Consider the following 17,999-nt stretch of genomic DNA (forward strand, 5'->3'; position numbering starts at 1 on the left):
AAATGAATTTTTTGAATGAGTATCTATTCTTTCTTTTTTTATTGTTTTGTAAGTGTTAAATACGCTAATCGGATTTTTAATTCTTTGATAAATTAATTGCATAATAACATCTTTTAGTGTTGTTGATCTTGTAGTAGAACAATTATCAAAAATATCGAAATAATCAAAGAGTTTTTCAATAATCTCGTAACCTTTATATCTTTCTATAACCTCTTTTTTCAATGATTTTTTCTCTTTGAAAATTTCATCTAATTTTGTTTTAGCTTGTTCTTTTGTTCAAGATAGTGGGAAGTTTGCAATAATTGCTTTAATCACAGTTAGTGGATCATCGTGATATTCTTTCAATTCATGTAAATAACCATAACCGAATCTGAATTCAAACCCCTTGTTATCTCTTCTCGGCACCCCAATTGATAAATATTCACCCTTCTTAACTCTTGCTATTGATGTTCTTCATTGTCTTTTTGTATCTTTTCTTGACTTTTTCATATTTCTATTATATCATATTTAAGCATAAAAGTATAGATATTTATATTTTTTTATGAAAAATATAGCTACTAAAAACGTGCTGTTTTTGTAACTAAGTGGGAAACGTAGGAAAACAGGTAAAAGAGTTCTTGAATCTGAAGTATTTCCTGGAAAAATCTTATAGCTTATTGGAATTCCGTTCGAATCCATCATAAGTCCCAATTGAACAATTGGATCAACAACATGTTCTTTACTAACTCCGCGTTTTAATAAACCTGTAATTTTTTTGTATTGTTTTTCTGTATTACCATCTTTAATTGAAATTATTTGTTGCTCATTTATGATTTTTTTATTAGTTTCAAGTGGAAAAACTTCTTCATAAACATCTGCATCTTCAAAGTCTTTTTCAAAATAAAAATTTGTTGAATCGAAGAATGTTTCAACTGCATTTCTTCCTATTTTTGATGAAATAACCTTATTTAAATGTTTTTGAAGTTCATCTGAGTGCTTATCAATGTAATCTAAGCATCTATAAACAGCATGAATAGGAAAATTAAGTTCTTTATTATAAAGGGATTCTATCTTTTTATATGTAGATCTCTTAGAAGCTGGCGACATTATTCTTTGCAAAACTAAAAACTTGAAAATTTCATTTATAGAATATGTTGTTTTGTAGTTTAAGGTAGCAAAAAAATCATCTAATTCCAAGAATTGATATACTGCTTCTAAATATTTGTAACCAAAGTTATATGAACTTGAACTTGGATCATCTAAAAATGATTTATCTTTGATTTCACTAAAAGTTATTCTAGGTCCTTTAAGTGCGTTTTTGTTAAACTCTTCAACCTCTTTTATGAATTTATTTTGATCTAGTTGATCTTCTAGATACCCAAAACTTTTAACGATTTCTTGTTTAACTTTTCCGTCTTTATCTCGATATCCTCTAATGACTCTAAAATATGTCTTAACAGTTCCATCTTTAAATTTTATCTTATCTCGTTTTATCATAATGTTTTTCCTATAAATATTTTAGCATAACTTTGGAAAAAGTAAATAAAATTAAGAAAAAAGATGAAAAAGCCCTTAAAATCTAAACTTTTCATCTTTTTTATTTATTTGTTAGTACAACAACTGTAAAACTCGGGAGATGTTAACAATAATAAGTATAATATATGGAATCATCGAGCAAAAAATATAAGATGTTTTAACAAATCATATTCATATTATTTTTTTAATTCTACGTTTTTTATCTTTTTTAGTGCTATCAAAGTTTAATTTATTATTAAATTTAGATAATTTGTCATATATCCAATTCGTCTTAGGTGAATTTACAGTAATTCTAAAAATAGGTATTAAAATTAGTGGCAGGTGTAAAAATATCCTGCAAGAAAGGAGTATGTTTACAACGTGTCTTTCATTTTTTATAAGTAAACAACACCCATACAGCACAAATACTGTTAAACTTAACAAAATTACTAAAAAGAACTCGAAAAATCATATTTTATAAGAAATTTTTTGATCATATTTTTTATACATATATAATTCATTTAGAATATCTCAAGAATAAGATAGTAATAAAATAAAAAGAAAATAGATGTAAAAAATATCTAGTCTTTTTGGTGTATAAATTTCAGAAATGACATTATAACCTATTTGGTTTAATTGCTGAAGAATTTTAATTAATACAAAAGGTAAAACAGAAGTGAAAGAAAGTAAAATGTAACTAATATATTCAATTGGTAATATTTTTTCATTTTTCTTTTTTTTATTTTTAATACTTCTTTGATACATTAAAATAAAATAAGAAACACTACAAATCCATAATATAAATGAAGGTATAAGTATACTAGCAACTATTAAAGAAACAAGTCCTTCATTTAAATTTAGCATAAATAATACTAGTAAAATTGTAATAAATGAAATAGGAAACAATAATAGACACATAGTATATATGAATGGGATATTTAATATATAACCTCTGCTGACATCTCTTTTTTTTAATCAATTCATATGATTTATATATTGCTTATAATAACTAGAACTATGTGAATTATATTGAAAACTCATTGATAATCCTGAAACTCATTCTTCAAATCCACCAGATTTTTTCATTTTCTTTTTTTCTTTTCTATAGATTTCTTTTACAAGTTCTATAACATTTTCAATAGCTTGAATATATAAAGATAAATCATTTTTTTCTGATATTAAATTTTGTCAAATATCGTCTATTAAATGTGTAACAAAAATAGGCCTACATATCATCTCTTTATAATTCTCACACATTTTTTTAATATCATCTTTGTGTTCTTGCTTAATGGTTTTTATATTTTGAAGTTTATTCTTAAATTCTTCTAAATAATTTATAGTGTCTTTATATCCGTGAACTATAAAATCATTTCTATTTTTTAAGTATGCCTTTACATTTTTGAATGTTTTAAATATTGTAATTCTATAAATATTACATAAAATAAGAACCATTAAAGAACCCAATAAATATTTAAGTTTTTCTAAAAATTCAAAAATAATGCTATTACCTAAAAAATAACCTGTTAATTCATAACCTTCGCGCACAATAAATTCTTTCCAATCTGCTATTGGTGTAAAAGTATTAAATCGAACTCCCAATAACTCATTTCACTCTGAAATAAAATTAGGAGATCTAGATGATAATATGAATTCTCTGCCATCTTTTGTTCCCTTTATAGCAAAAGGGACAAAATTCTCAATTAAATATCAATATTCAAAAAAGAAAAATGTGCAAATTAAAAGTAATAATGATCATATAATAACTTTCTTCATACAAATCTCCTTTTTTTAATTTTTACAATTATTAATTTTATTACATCCTTATTTTTTCTCAATGTGTTTAATCAAATTTATAAACAAAAAGTAGCTCTTGCTACTTTTTACATTTCTTCTCCATTTAATAAACCGTTTAAATAATGTCCTACTCCACCTTCATCATTTGAAAGATGAGTGATTCCTTTAGCAACAAATTTTAAAGCATCAGTTCCGTTTTGCATCACTACTCCATGACCTACAGTTTGAATCATTTGATAATCATTTAATTGATCTCCAAAAGCAATGGCGTCTCTTAGATCTTTATTATAATACTGAGCTAGAAATACCGCAGCAAATCCTTTATCAGCATTTTTGTTAGTTAAAGTAATAATAGGATTTTTACTTTCTGATTTAATACCATATAAAATATCACTTTGAATTTTAACAGCATCTTGATATTTTGTTAAAACACGTAAAACTTTATCTTTAGCTTCTTTTGATTTTAATTTTATAACTAAATTATTACTTGGATCATTTCATAATTCATAAGGTGAACCTTCTATAAAAATCTTAGTTTCTTCTTTTGCTTCAACATCATATAAATGGAAAAATTCATATAAGTTTTTATCATCTTTTCAAATTAATGTTTTATTGTAATATTCAATTAAAATATTTTCAACATTTTCTTTAATTACAGGTTCATTTATAATCTGCATAATAATGTCATTATTAATAGGTAAAATAATTCTTTTTAACTGTTTTTTCTTAGGATCGTGAATATGTGCTCCATCAAAAGTAGCAACAGCTGTGTCAAGATTTAATTCTTTATAGATATGTTTCATAGCTCTATAAGCTCGACCAGTCACAATACAAACTGTGTGTCCTCTTTTAACAGCATCTTGTAATGCTTGTTTAGTAACAGGATGGATTTTGTCATTTGAATTAGTTAAAACTGTTCCGTCTAAATCAACTAATATTAATCTTTTTACGTCCAATCTTTTTAATTTCATAATTAATCTCCTATCTACTTCATAATATTATAAAAACAAATTTATTTTTTATTTTCGATTACAAATAATAATTAGAAAATTTATCACACTTCTCTTTTAGAACCTACACAAAAATGAAATGTTGGTGCATCCTTTAATTCGTTAAAGTTATTGTTAATAATTTCTTTTGTTATATTCATATTTTTTAAAGCTTTTTTAGTAGCTTTATCATCAGCAATTATTTTATTTTCAAACATTAAAGTTCTATATACTGTTTGATAGTAGTGATCTTTTAATGCAAAACAATGATTACATGAATTATATATCAAAATCTCATCATCTTTACATTGATTTATACGGTTTATATACAGTCTTAATGAATCAGTATGTGGAGTTATAACATCAGTAATACCATGTATAAAAAGAGTTGGAGCACTAGCAGGAATGATTTTATCTTGTTCATATTTAGCAAATAGATCTAATTGTTTTTGATCTTGATTAGTTGCTGATTGTTGAGAATGTAATACTTTATCTACAATTTTTCTTGCAAGTCTTTTATTTAAAAATAATTTAAATCACGCTCTTCAACTTTTATATAATAATGATTCCATTGATCCATAAGTTGAATCACTAATTGCAAATTTAACATTACTTTTATCTAATAATTCTTTTTGAGTTGTAGTTACATAATTAGTAATATAAGCTCCCATACTCATTCCAAATAAACCTAAAGTTTCAACATCTTCAGTTTCATTTAAATACTTAATTGCAGCAATTAAATCTTCACTTTCAAATAAACCCATACTTATAACATCAGTTTTATCTGATTGACCATGATTTCTAAAATCAAAAACTAAAATATTATAACCAAGTTCAATAAAAGCTTTAACATGAGCTAATGCTCAATATTTATGACCGGCAAATCAATGAGAAGAAATTAATCATTTTTTAGATTTTTCATCTGTTATGTATTTTAATCCAACTAAATTAGTACCATCTTTACTTTTAAATTCAAAAGATTTAATTTTGTCATCTGAATGTAAAATAAACTCTTCTCTTTTATAGTAATATTTCATGATTTTATTTATTTTATTTACTTCAGGAATATCACTTACATAACTTTGTTTTTTATTTCTTTTAAAAACTGTTAAAGATTCAGCTAATCAATATACAAAACTAAAAGGTTTTTTTATATATTTAAATAGTTTTTGTCCTATTAATTTATCTAAAGCTATTTTTTTATTTTTCATATATCTCCTAATTATTTATAACTTGTTTATCATCATAAATTTCATCTTTACTATTTTTAAAATCACTATTGAAATATTTATTCTTAATATTAAAACATAGATTATTGTAAAACATTACAATCAATTGAGTTAGTGTTATTGACAAAATAACAAAAAGAGAAAGTAGAATAAAATAACCAATAGAAGATGAACCTATCAAAGGTTTTTCAAAATTTAAAAATCCATAAGCAAATCTATATTGTTCAATATTTGCATTTTTATAAACTATTGATCTTGTTAATATAAAACCTAAATAAATACAAGGATAAATATTAACTAATAATAACTCACTTCAATATGATCTAATTTTTTTAAATTGATAATAATAAGTTTTTTGTTCAAAAAAATAAATTACAACTAAAGCTAACGGAATTATAAAATGAATAACAATAGTTACAACAGCTTGATAAGTTGTTCAATTTTCTAATGAAACAAGTTGATTTGCTATTTCAGGTTTGTTAAAAATTAATCCAATTATAAATCCAACTAACATTATTAAGTTATAGTTTAAAACTATATTTGTAAAAATTCTTACTCATCTATCGCTAGGTTTAATTTGGTCGTACTGTAATATTATGACTATTAATCAAATAGCGGTTATGAAATTAACATGAGTTGTAAAAAATGAATTCATTGCATCATAACTTAAAATTAAAACATTAACTTCATTCTTATTATTCATATATCATCCTTCTTGAATAATTCCATACTTAATACTTAATATAAACATATATAAAATTAAAAATAAAACTAACACGTAGTAATATCATTTTCAATTTAAATAAAATCTTTTATAATCTCTATTTTTCATATTCTTGTCCTAAACAGTTTCATTCACATTATTATTCTATATCTATTTAAAATATTTTTCTATTGTATATTATTTCTATATTACGATCTAGTTTATCTATTTAGAAAAATAAAATTGTTTAATTAGATCTAATTTGTTTAAAATATTATTATAGAAATGAGATAGTAATATGCATAGATTTTTTTGTAATAATAAATTTGAAAATCATTTTATTTTAGATGATGATTTAATGCATCATATTAAAGTTGCTAGATTAGAAAATGATGAATTTTTAATTAATTATGATGGTATATTTTTTAAATGTAAATTACAAAATAAAACCAATATAGCTACAATTATTCAACAATTAGATATTAATCATGAATATCAAAAAGATTTAGTTTTAGCTGCTCCAATTATTAAAATAGATCGTTTTGAATGAATGATTGAAAAATCAACTGAATTAGGTGTAAAAACAATTCATCCTATGATTAGTCAATTTTGTAATCATAAACTAGTTGATTTTAGTTTTTCAGATAAAAAAATGATTCGTTATGAAACTAAAATAAAAAATGCTAGTGAACAGAGTTTTAGAAATATAATTCCAGTAATTACAAAACCTTTAAAATATGAAGATATTATAAAAAAATATCTAAAATTAAACTACACAATTTATATTGCTCATGAACAATTAGATAGCGATTTAGAAATAGATCAATTAGATACGAATTCAGTTTTAATTGCTGGACCTGAAGGTGGATTAAGCGATAAAGAAATTGAATTTGCAAAGAGTTTAAATAGTGATCAAATTAAATTTATTTCATTAGGAAAAACTATTTTAAGAGCAGAAACTGCATCAATTAAAATGTTAAGTAAAGTAAAAGAATAGACAAAAACTCAGGAATTAAATACCTGAGTTTTTACAATTATATTATTGTTTCTTTTTACCTTGTAAACGATCTAAGATACTTTGAGCTGTAGTGTTTAAGTCTTTTAAGTTTTTCGCTTCCTGTTCAATTATGTTAATAAGTTGAGCTATCTCATCGTTTTTATTAGTTAAAGCATCTTTAATTTTTTGAATTTTTTCAGCTTCATCTAAAGCATCTCATGCATTTTTATTTAGACCTTCAACTTTTAATAAATCATAGAAATCTTGTTGTTTTAAAGCATCAAGTTTACTAATTAATAAGTCATATTCATTCTTTTTATCGTTTAAAAATTCAATTAATACACCAAAACCTTCTCTAGTTTTTATTAAAAGGTCTTTAGTTATTTTAATTATTATTTCTGCTTCTTTTTCTGGTAAAACTTTATCTTTAAGTGTTCCTTCTTTTACATCTTTATATTCTTTTATATCTTTAAGTTCAGGAATTTCTTTTTGATTTTCTTTAAGAGAGGTTGTTATAGTTTCAGAAGCTTTAATTTGATCTCCTTCATAATATGCTAAATAATAAGTTTTTTCAGGTTTATCCTGATCTTCTTTTGTTATTTCATATTTTGCAATTGATCTTAAGGTATTGAAATTTGCTACTAAATTTTCAAGGTTTTTGTTAGATTGTTCAATAGTTGATTCTAATTCAGCTTTAATTTTATTAATAGTTGATTGCAATGTAGATCTTTGAGTTTCTATCTCTTGTTTAGCTTTTTCATATTTATCTTTAAGTTTTGCTACTTCTTGTCTAAGAGCTGTTATTTGACTTTTTTCATTATATTGATTTACTCCATAATAAGTACCAGTAACACCAACACCAGCTATAACAATACTTGAAATGATTGGGATTATTAATTTTTTACTTTTCATAATTACACAACCTTTCTACTTGTTTTACCATCTAACATATCATCTATACTATCAACAGTACTCATAATTGATTTTAGTGAATCATTCACACTAGTTATTTTGTCAATTAAACCTCGTATAATTTCATTTTTGCTTGTTAAAGCATTTTTAATTATTTCTATTTTTTCACTAACATCTTTTTTCTCTCAATTAGTTAAATCTTGACCATTATCTTTTAATAAATCTGTTAATTCTTGGCTATCTAAACCTTCTAATCTTGTTATAAGTTCTTCTAATATTTTAACTTGTTCTAGAGCTTCATTAAAAGTTTTTTCCATCGATTCTCTGATTTTATTGCTAACTTCTTTAATGATTTCGGAGATTATTTGTTTCTCTTTTTGAAAAACATTTTTATCTTCTTCTTTTTTAGCCATTTCAGTTTTGTATTTTTGAGTTTCTTCAACATTTGGAATTTGAGTTCCTGAATTTCTGTTTTCATTTACTTTAAATTCATTGTTTTGATAAACTACAAAATAATAAGTTGATTCTTCTTGTTTAAAGTTTTTTAATTTAAATTCATTTAAACTTTTTAAGTTTGTATTAAAAATAGTTTTTAAACCAGCAATATTTTTTTCAGTAGATTCAGTTAAAGTATTAACTCTCTCGTTTATACTATTGATTCTAGATGTTAAACCGCTAGTTAAACTTGTCAATTCATTTTTAGCATTTTCTATATCTTGTTTAAAAGTTCTAATTTGATTTCTTAAAGTTATTAAATCTTGGTTATCTTTATTTGAAGTTAGTTTTAAAGTTGTAATAACACCAGTTGAAACTGCAACAAAACCTAAACCTAATGCTAAATATGATTTTTTTATTTTCATTAGTAATTTCTCCTATCTATTTTATAAAATAAACATATAGTCTTAATTTAATTTAAACATTAATTCTAATATTTTTAAACTCACAGTTAATAAATAACTAATAATCACATTAACAAAACCACAGATTTACAAATATGATATTCCAGATCACAGATTCACAAATAATGAAATTTAAATAGCAATATTGTAAAATATAATAGTAAATAGGAAATAGAATATGAAATTTTTTAGAAAAATAGCTATGTTTGTGACTTTAACAACTAGTGTTTGTGCTAGTTCTTTTCTTATTTCATATAAACTATTTATTAATAATCCTAACAGTTCATTTAATGTTGATTTTAATAGAAATAATGCTTATAACACATTAAAAAAAGAACTTGATCAATATGAACAACAAGTAAATAAACTTAATACTGAGTCAAGTAATTTAAACAAAATAATTAATCAAATTAATAGTATAGTTTCTAATGTTAATTCTAAAAGAAAAGAGATTTTTAATTTTTTAAGTCAAACATTTAATAACATGATAGCTAATCTGTCTAAAATAACTCTTAATAATAAAAATATTATTGTAATAGCTTATGATAAAGAAAACAAAAACTTAGTTGTAGTTAATGATGAAAAAATAGAAAGTAAAAATATTGTTGAACTTACTAAACTAGATGATATTTTTACTAATGAAAATATCAATGATCTAAATAGTAAAATAGATCGTAGTATTGAATTAATTAAAAAGTTTAAAACCGATTTTCAACAAGTATTTACTAAAGATTACGCAGTCAATTTTTTTGAAGCTAAAATTAAAATAGATAATGAAAAAGAAGTTTTAAAACAATTAAATTTAATTAATATTCCTTTTTCTGATAATAGACTTTGATCTCAAATTCCTTTAGAAGAAAAAATAGATAAAATTATTAAATTCTTAACTACTAAAAAACCTAATGAACTTCTTTTATTAGATAAATATTATGATCTGTTGGAAGAAAAAATATTTTATAACGATCTTTTAAATGGATATAGTTTAAGAGCTACGATACTAACTGTAGAGATTTTAAAACAATGAGAGGTTATTAAAAGAAACATTAGTCCTGATTTGACACTTTTGGATGTTATAAGACAAATCAGTTACCACATAGACGATATAAAATATATTATACCAGGTGGGGGATCTGCTAGAATTGATTTTTTTAGAAATAAAGATAAAGAATCATTTCAGAACAATAAAATTATTGATATAAATGAAGATTTAAAAATAGAAATTGAAGATAAATTTAATAAACTAATAGAATTGCCAAGAATCAATAAACAAGATATTTTAAATAAAGAAGAATCTGACAAATTAGAGAATGAAGTTAAGCAAATATTTGATCAACTTAAAAAAGAAAATGAAATTGAACAATATGATTCATATGGAGATATTGTTAATAAAATTAGATTAAAACTATCACACCACCAAAATTTAGTAAATGTTCATAAATTTATAGATATTAAAAAATACCCTGTAATTGATGGAACTCATTTTGGTAAATTTCGTATTTGAGTAGGTCATAATGAGTGTGAATTAGAAATTCCTACTTTTAAAATTAAAGATTTTCCGGATGAACAAAAAACTTCTTATATAACTAGTGATGGTGTAATAAAACAAACTGATGTTACCGATTTAAATCGACTTGCTGATAAAAATATCGAAACTGTACTTAATATAGGTTATAGAATTGATTTTGGTAAAAATATACAAATCAAAGCCACTAAAATGCCAAGAACGATTAAAAAAGTTCCATCTCAAATTTCAAGAAAAATAACTTCTTTAGAAGGTGTTTTTGAAAATTGCGATCAATTCAATCAAAACATTAATTCATGAGATGTAAGACATATAAGAGTAACTAAAAATTTATTCCATAATGCTTCAAGTTTTAATCAAGATCTTGGTAGTTGATTAGTCAAAAATGTTATTAATAGTAATGATATGTTTAGAAATGCAAAATCTTTTAATCAAGACTTATCAAGTTGAAAATATAGAGTAAGAAATATGAGAACAATTTTTGAAAATATGTTTGAGGGCGCTGACAAGGTTGACTTCAATAAATGAGGTTGAGAAAGATGAGATGATCAAAATTTCGAAAATAGTCGATAATTAAAATAGATAAAGGAGGACTTATGAAATTAAAAACTTTAAAATTGACAACACTGTTTTTAACACTAGTTGGATTTTCAGCAAGTGCTCCTTTTATTATGAGCAATATCAATCATACTCATATAGATGATAACGATGTGATTTTACTTAGAAACTACATCAAAACAAAAAAAGAAGAATACAAACAGTTATTAAGTTCTACTATCCAATTAAAAGATAAATTAGATAAGTTAGATACAAAAGTAGATGATACTATTCAAAGATCAAATAAACAATATGAAAAATTGTTAGATATTTTCAATAATCAATTAGTTAATTTTACTGAGTTTAAATATAATAGCACAATTTATGTTTTAGTCGCAATTGATAAAACAACTAATCAATTTGTAGAATTAGAAAATTATACTATCGATCCTAATAAACATAATAAAATAGAAAAAATAGAAAAAGTTGACACTGCAAATATAACTGAAACCAGTGAACAAGTGAAAATAATTTCTCAAAAAATTCATAGTCTATCTAAAATATTATCTAATGTTGCAAAAAAAACAATTTCTATAATTAATGACGTTTTTAAAGAATTTGAACAGTTGAATAATCTTATTAATACAACAATTAATCAACAAAAAATAATAGATTTAGTTGGTTCACCAGATGAAGAAATGTGACATTCTTTATCATTACAAGAAAAAATAGACCTACTTAAAAATAAGGTAGATAATGTTTCTCACACTAGTTTAGATATAACTAAAAGAATTCAAGAAGCAAGTGAATATAAAGAAAGATTAGAAGATAAACTAAACGGTTTTTCTAGCTCAACAACCGATCTTAGTTTAAAAATAAAAAAATATTGAAACCTAATAATTAAGCACAAATTCAAACAAACTGATAAAGTTGAAACAGCAATCAATTACATTAAACAAATACTAACTCAATATGAGTTAAGTAAAATTAGTTTCTTAACAACTAGAAGTAATGAAAATATTGAAAGAGAAACTATCACATTTTTTATAATACAAACAAATCAAGATGGTTCTAAAAAAACAAAAACTGTTGTTTTGAATGAAGTTAAATTTACATATGATGATGAGTTTATAAAATCTATAAGAACAAGAGTAGAAAAACTTTTTAAAGATATAACTTTACCTAAAGATAAAATTGTAATTAAAAATTCTGAACTATTAGATATTATAAAAAATAATTTTTCTAATGAAAAAGAAAAATTAGCTATTCACTTAAAAGATATTAATGATTACAATAAAAAAGTTGATGATAAAATAGAAATTAAATATAGTTATGATTCTCAAGTTTATACATATAAAATACCTGAAAGAAAAATACAAGTAATTAAACCAACTGTTTACTTAGATGAAAATAATAAGGTTCAAAAAACATTTGATATAGACTTAAGTATAGATAAATATTTTTCAGTTGAACATATAAAAGAAATAGGATATTTTAAAGATGACTCTTCTAATCTTATTAAAGCAGCAAGAATGCCAATAAACGTTATAACTGTACCAGACAAATTACCTGAAGAAATAGAATCAACTGATTCAATGTTTGAAAGTGCAACAGATTTTAATGGTAATTTAAGTTCTTGAGATGTTTCTAATGTAAGAGTTATGAAAAATATGTTTAAAAATACAAAGGGTTTTAATGGAGATTTATCTAGTTGAAATGTTTCGAATGTAATCGATACTAGTGGAATGTTTCATGAAGCAACAGCATTTAATAGACCAATAAATAGCTGATCACACAAAACTAGAAATATTGAAAATATGGAATCAATGTTTGAAAAAGCCACAGTGTTTGATCAAAATTTAAATGATTGAAATACTTCAAAGGTTTTAAACATGAAATCTTTATTTAAAAATGCTAAAAAATTTAATGGAGATATAACAACTTGAAATACTGAAAATGTAATCAATATGAGTCATACGTTTGAAGAAGCAGAAAAGTTTAATAAAGATTTAACAAAGTGAAATGTTTCAAAAGTTAAATATATGAATCATATGTTTGTTAATACAACAATATCTACTAGTTTATCTGAGTGATCTAATAAAATATCAAGTTTAGAAGAAATGGAATATATGTTTGCAAAATCTAAATTTGATAGAAATGAAAAAAAATCCATATCTTCTTGAAATGTTAGATCTATTAAAAGTTTAGAAGGTTTATTTCAAGGTTCAGATTATAATTTAAATTTAAATGGTAAATTTTCTGAAACCATGTCTAATGTGACTGATTTTTCATTTATGTTTTCTAACAAGAGTAAGTTTAATCAAGAAATAAAAGATTGAGATCTATCTAGTGCAATAACAGTTAAAGAAATGTTTTCAGGTAATGAAATCTTTAATCAAAGATTGGATACTTTAAAAAATACTAATAAATTAAAAAATGTGTCAGGTATGCTAAAAAATGCTGTTAATTTTAATGAACCTATAAATTTTGATATTGAAAATGTAACTGATATGAGTGAAATGTTTCAAGGAGCTGAATCTTTAACAGACAAAGCATTTGTAGGAATAGAACAATGAAAGAGTAAAACAAAAAATGTTGAAACCGTAAAATGTATGTTTGCTAATACTAAAAATTTTGTAGGAAATTCTCTAAATACAAACATTGACTTTGAAAATGTTAGGGATTTTAGTGGTATGTTTCAAAATGCAACATTATTTAATGGACAAATAAACAGATGACTATTTGTTAAATTTAGAAATGGTAAATGTGCTTTTAATATTAATATGGAAAACATGTTTAATGGTGCTACAAGTTTTAATCCGGAAAAAATAGGTGTAAATTGGCAATTTAAATTAAGATGTGTTGAAAATATGAATGGAATGTTTAATGGTGCTACAAGTTTTAATCAAAATATATCTAAATGGACATTACCTACAATACTAGGTTGGACTTTAACAACTGATGATGGTAGGTCTATTGAAGTAAAAGGAAGTAATAATTATAAATTTTTCAATCAAAATGGTCATCCTGAATTTACTTTAGCTAGCGGTAAATTACCAAATGGTATGCAAGGAATCGAAGGAATAAGATAATAACTAAAAAACAGAGCTTAGCTCTGTTTTTTGTGTTGTTCAGGTTTTATTTCTTAAAAATAATTTTGTGTTTTGATTCATATTTAAATTCATTATTGTTAATAAAAATTTTATTTAACACTTCATCAATTTCAAATTGATATTCAAGATTATCAACTTGACCGTAAATATCTACTTCAATTTCTTGATCTTTAATATTTTTAAAATTGTAATCACCATTAGTAAATCTTAATATTGCTGAACCGCTTTTAACAAAAATTAATATATCGTCTGAATCAACATCAAAATTATATAAGTGATTTCCTTGATATTCTTTTGATTTGTCATTTAACTTGTATCAATAACCATCTGGTAAGAATACATCTCTATTATTAGAGTTTTGTTTTAATATAGGGCATATTAAAATGTTTTCTCCAATATAATATTGATCATCAATTAATCTAGCTATTTTATTATTTTCATTTTCTAAAACCATTGGTCTTAATATTGGTAGACCTTTTTTAATTGATTCTTGTTCTCATACTTTAAATTCTGGTAGTAAAGTTTTTTTGAATCTAGCTCATTTAATAGAGTTATCTAAAACTTCTTTACTAAATCTTCAAGGTTCTCTTTGTCCAAAAGCATGATATCTAGAAAAGGTGTTTAACATTCCAAATTGTGTTCAACGGTTATATAAATCTTCACTAAAGTCACTTGATTGAACAAATCCACCTATATCTGTTCCTCAAACAACTTCACCAGCTAACGATAATGATAATCCTGCTTGTAAGTGATTTTTTAAATCGCTAAAACTTGTAATACTATCTCCAGATCATTTACCAACAAATTTTTGAGTTCCAATATATCCAGGACGGCTAACAACTACATTTCTACCTGTTCCAAAGAATTCTTCACCAGCTTCATAACAACATTTTACATATAAATACATAAAGTATTGTTTGAAATCTTTAGATTTATAACCGTTATATAAAAGTGCTTCTTCAGGTAGACCATCACCATAATCTGGTTTAACAAATCGTAATCCTAATTCAAATAATTTTTTAATTTGATTTTTATATCAGTTGTAAGCTTTTGGATTAGAAAAGTCTATTATATAGTTATTTTCTTGATAAGTTTCTGTTCCTGTTCAAGGATGAGCATAATCTTGATTTGCTGTTCTAACTAATAAATCATTTTCAAATAAATATTTAGAGTTTTCTGATCCATCATTTTGAATATATGGATTAACTCAAAAACACATTTCTAAACCTTGTGCTTTTACATCTTTAAATAATTTTTTAAAATCACCGAATGCATCAGTATTATATTCGAAATTACAACTTTTTGTATATCTATTTTTCAGTCATTTAGGATCTAAACTTATAACATCTAATGGATAATTTGTTTCTTTTACTTTTTGAATTGCTTCAAATAATTCTTCATAGTTATGATAATAAAGTCTGTTCAATCAAACTCCATAACCAATATCAGGAACTTTTGAAATTCTATTAGTTAATAATGTATAACTTGATACTAATTCTTTTAAACTGTTGTTAGTAAATAAATATAAATCTAAATAGTCTTGATCTACTTTAAAAGATAAGATATCAGTAGTTGGTGAACCTATTTCAAATGTAGTTTTAGCACCTGTATTAACTAAAAACCCTCACTTATTAGTTGAATATAAAGGTAAACCATTGTAAGCTAGATCATTATTAGTTACACAAGAGTTATCTGTATTTCATATTACTGACTCAACTCCGTTTTTAACTAAAGGTCTAAATTTTTCACCAAGTCCATAGAATTTTTCATCATTTTCAATATCAAATGACATAAAGAATCTATGATTTTTATATTCATCTACTTCTATTCCTAAATTAGGATTAATGAAACCTTCAAAGAACTGATATCCACTTCTTAATGTTGTTCTAGTTTTAATATTATTATTTTTATCTAATAACATTAGTGAGAAAGGATTAATGTTGAAAACTAATTTTTCATCATTTTCTAAATCAATAATAATTTGTTTATCTGTTTTTGTGAAATTAATAGGTTTTTTATTTATTTCTTTGTTTATATGTTCATCAAAAACCACACTAACTTGTCTTTGTGAAAGTTTAAGATTAATAATATTTGAATCTAAAAGTTGTATCTTAAAAGTAGCTTTTTGAAAATTTGAAAAAGTTATTTCAATAAATAAAGTGTCGTTATTCTTTCAAATGTCAGAAACTTTATTAGTTACTCAATATTCATTTTTAGGATTAAAAATCCTTTCTTTAATTGGGAATGAATACTCTAACATTTCTTTAGTAACATTATTCGCTTTTGGCATTGTTATAGTTTTCCATTCTTTCTATGATTTCATTTTTATAAATATCAGCTTTGGGTCCATAAACTATTTGTAGCGAATTACCTTTGTCAAGAACTCCAAAAGCACCAGTTAGTTCTTTAAATTTATCTTCAACTTTTGATCTATCTTTAACTTTAACTCTTAATCTAGTCATACATGCATCAACATCTTCTAAGTTATCATATCCACCTAGTAGTTTGACAATAGTATCAGATATTGTTGTTTCATTTTCGCTTATTTTCGTTGAACTATCACTTGAAATATTTTGTTTAGAAATAGTTTTTTCATTTTCTTCAACACTTGTGAATCCAGGAATTGCAGGTTTGAATAATTTTGAGAATGAATAGAATACAACAAAATAAATTCCAGCAAATCCAATAGTAACTAATAATAATCATAGTCCTTGGATTCATAATATTCCTTCTAATCCAATACCTCTAATTGAAAGAGGACCGAATACAAATAGATATTTAACGATTGTTTCAATTCCACCAAATGCATGAATTCTCATAGGAATATAATCACTTAAACCAAATGCTAATCCTGATAAAATAGCGTGAATCACATATAGAATTGGTGCAGAGAACATAAAGATAAATTCAATAGGTTCAGTAACACCAGTTAATAAACATGAAAGCATTGCTGATACATAAATTGATGTATATTTTGTACGTTTATCTTTTGGAACTGCTAATCACATTCCAACACCTGCTCCAATTAATGAACCATTTGAAGTTATCATTTGACCAACTTTAAATCTAACAGGTGTAACAGATTCTAAAACAACTTTAAAAGTGTCTTGCATTGATAGTGATAATGAATTAGCTTTTGCATAATCAGCTCATTGGCTTTTAACTTGTCCTAGAGCAGTAACTCAACTTAATCAAATTTTTTCTTGTCCTTCAGCTTTTAGATTTGCAATTACATTTGCATCTCTAGAAACAAAGAACTCTGCAATTATTTTTGCGTTTTCTGGACTTGTATCCTGAACTTTTCACGTTCGTGTGACTAGTTTAGGTTTTTATTAATATCTTTCGTGCATTGATTTACATCTTTTTCGGTTATTTTTAATGCAGATAAAATTATTTTTTGAGTCTTGCTTAAACCATAAGAACTTACATATGTTTTATTGAATTTTGCTAACTCCATTTTTGATAATTCACTAAACAATGTATTCACTGTATGATGACCATTTTCAGCTAAAAATTCTTTCATACAATAACTGAAATATGATCTAACAATCAATGCTAAAAATGAAATAAACATTTTTGATTCTAAAACCAATCTATCCTGAACATTAAATTTATTTAAATCAAAAGTGGTCTTAACAGTTGAAAATGCTTTTTCAACAAGATCTCTTTTCTTGTATTGAGTAAGTATAAATTCTAAATCAGAATCAACGTTTGAAACTATTATTGAGAACCCTGCATTTTTGTGAACTTTTTCAAAAACATTTTCTTTTAAAAAAACAACTTTTTGATTATTTTCATCAACATTAATAT

12 protein-coding genes and 2 pseudogenes are annotated in these 17,999 nt (G+C 24.0%); 3 read left to right on the forward strand and 11 right to left on the reverse strand.

The window, feature by feature from the left end; translation table 4 throughout:
• The 6 genes and pseudogenes from AB668_RS01370 to AB668_RS01395 form a co-directional block, all read right to left on the reverse strand.
• Positions 1-489, reverse strand: a pseudogene (locus AB668_RS01370) (IS1634 family transposase); the annotation flags it as partial.
• A gap of 18 nt (positions 490-507) precedes the next feature.
• Positions 508-1,476 carry an IS1634 family transposase gene (locus AB668_RS01375; protein ID WP_050517295.1) on the reverse strand — a complete coding sequence of 323 codons (969 nt, stop codon included), beginning with the start codon at positions 1,474-1,476 and terminating at the stop codon, positions 508-510.
• A 111-nt stretch (positions 1,477-1,587) separates the two neighbouring features.
• A complete protein-coding gene (locus tag AB668_RS01380) occupies positions 1,588-3,267 on the reverse strand; it encodes a hypothetical protein (RefSeq protein ID WP_050517296.1) in 1,680 nt (559 codons plus the stop codon).
• A 107-nt stretch (positions 3,268-3,374) separates the two neighbouring features.
• Complete coding sequence (locus AB668_RS01385; RefSeq protein ID WP_050517297.1) at positions 3,375-4,259, reverse strand: Cof-type HAD-IIB family hydrolase; 885 nt, start codon at positions 4,257-4,259, stop codon at positions 3,375-3,377.
• Between the two features lie 80 nt (positions 4,260-4,339).
• Positions 4,340-5,488, reverse strand: coding sequence for an alpha/beta hydrolase (locus tag AB668_RS01390; protein WP_050517298.1), 1,149 nt, complete (start codon positions 5,486-5,488; stop codon positions 4,340-4,342).
• A 7-nt stretch (positions 5,489-5,495) separates the two neighbouring features.
• Positions 5,496-6,338 carry a hypothetical protein gene (locus tag AB668_RS01395; protein WP_050517299.1) on the reverse strand — a complete coding sequence of 281 codons (843 nt, stop codon included), beginning with the start codon at positions 6,336-6,338 and terminating at the stop codon, positions 5,496-5,498.
• 169 nt (positions 6,339-6,507) lie between these two features.
• Here AB668_RS01395 and AB668_RS01400 point away from each other — a divergent pair, with 169 nt between their 5' ends.
• Positions 6,508-7,206: a 16S rRNA (uracil(1498)-N(3))-methyltransferase gene (locus AB668_RS01400; protein ID WP_050517300.1), complete on the forward strand. Its 699-nt coding sequence runs from the start codon at positions 6,508-6,510 to the stop codon at positions 7,204-7,206.
• Positions 7,207-7,248: 42 nt separating this feature from the next.
• On the opposite strand, the gene AB668_RS01405 is transcribed toward AB668_RS01400, so the two are convergent.
• The gene (locus AB668_RS01405; protein WP_050517301.1) at positions 7,249-8,118 is read right to left on the reverse strand and encodes a hypothetical protein; all 870 of its coding nucleotides are present in this window, start codon (positions 8,116-8,118) and stop codon (positions 7,249-7,251) included.
• 2 nt (positions 8,119-8,120) lie between these two features.
• On the reverse strand, positions 8,121-8,978 hold the full coding sequence (locus AB668_RS01410; RefSeq protein ID WP_050517302.1) for a hypothetical protein: 858 nt from the start codon (positions 8,976-8,978) through the stop codon (positions 8,121-8,123).
• Between the two features lie 217 nt (positions 8,979-9,195).
• Here AB668_RS01410 and AB668_RS01415 point away from each other — a divergent pair, with 217 nt between their 5' ends.
• Together AB668_RS01415 and AB668_RS01420 are read left to right on the forward strand one after the other, a co-directional pair.
• On the forward strand, positions 9,196-11,112 hold the full coding sequence (locus AB668_RS01415; RefSeq protein WP_050517303.1) for a BspA family leucine-rich repeat surface protein: 1,917 nt from the start codon (positions 9,196-9,198) through the stop codon (positions 11,110-11,112).
• Positions 11,113-11,135: 23 nt separating this feature from the next.
• A complete protein-coding gene (locus AB668_RS01420) occupies positions 11,136-14,168 on the forward strand; it encodes a BspA family leucine-rich repeat surface protein (protein WP_050517304.1) in 3,033 nt (1,010 codons plus the stop codon).
• A 46-nt stretch (positions 14,169-14,214) separates the two neighbouring features.
• Here AB668_RS01420 and AB668_RS01425 read toward each other — a convergent pair whose 3' ends face one another.
• From AB668_RS01425 to AB668_RS05685, 3 genes and pseudogenes are all read right to left on the reverse strand, one after another.
• Complete coding sequence (locus AB668_RS01425; protein WP_050517305.1) at positions 14,215-16,479, reverse strand: TIM-barrel domain-containing protein; 2,265 nt, start codon at positions 16,477-16,479, stop codon at positions 14,215-14,217.
• Positions 16,463-17,479, reverse strand: a pseudogene (locus AB668_RS01430) (PTS transporter subunit EIIB); the annotation flags it as partial. The gene AB668_RS01425 and the pseudogene AB668_RS01430, both read right to left, overlap by 17 nt.
• Positions 17,480-17,505: 26 nt before the next feature.
• The coding region (locus tag AB668_RS05685; RefSeq protein WP_082160315.1) for a hypothetical protein at positions 17,506-17,999 on the reverse strand (494 nt) is incomplete at its 5' end.

The sequence above is a fragment of the Mycoplasma sp. HU2014 genome (assembly GCF_001199495.1).
Lineage (GTDB): Bacteria > Bacillota_I > Bacilli_A > Mycoplasmatales > Mycoplasmataceae > Mycoplasma.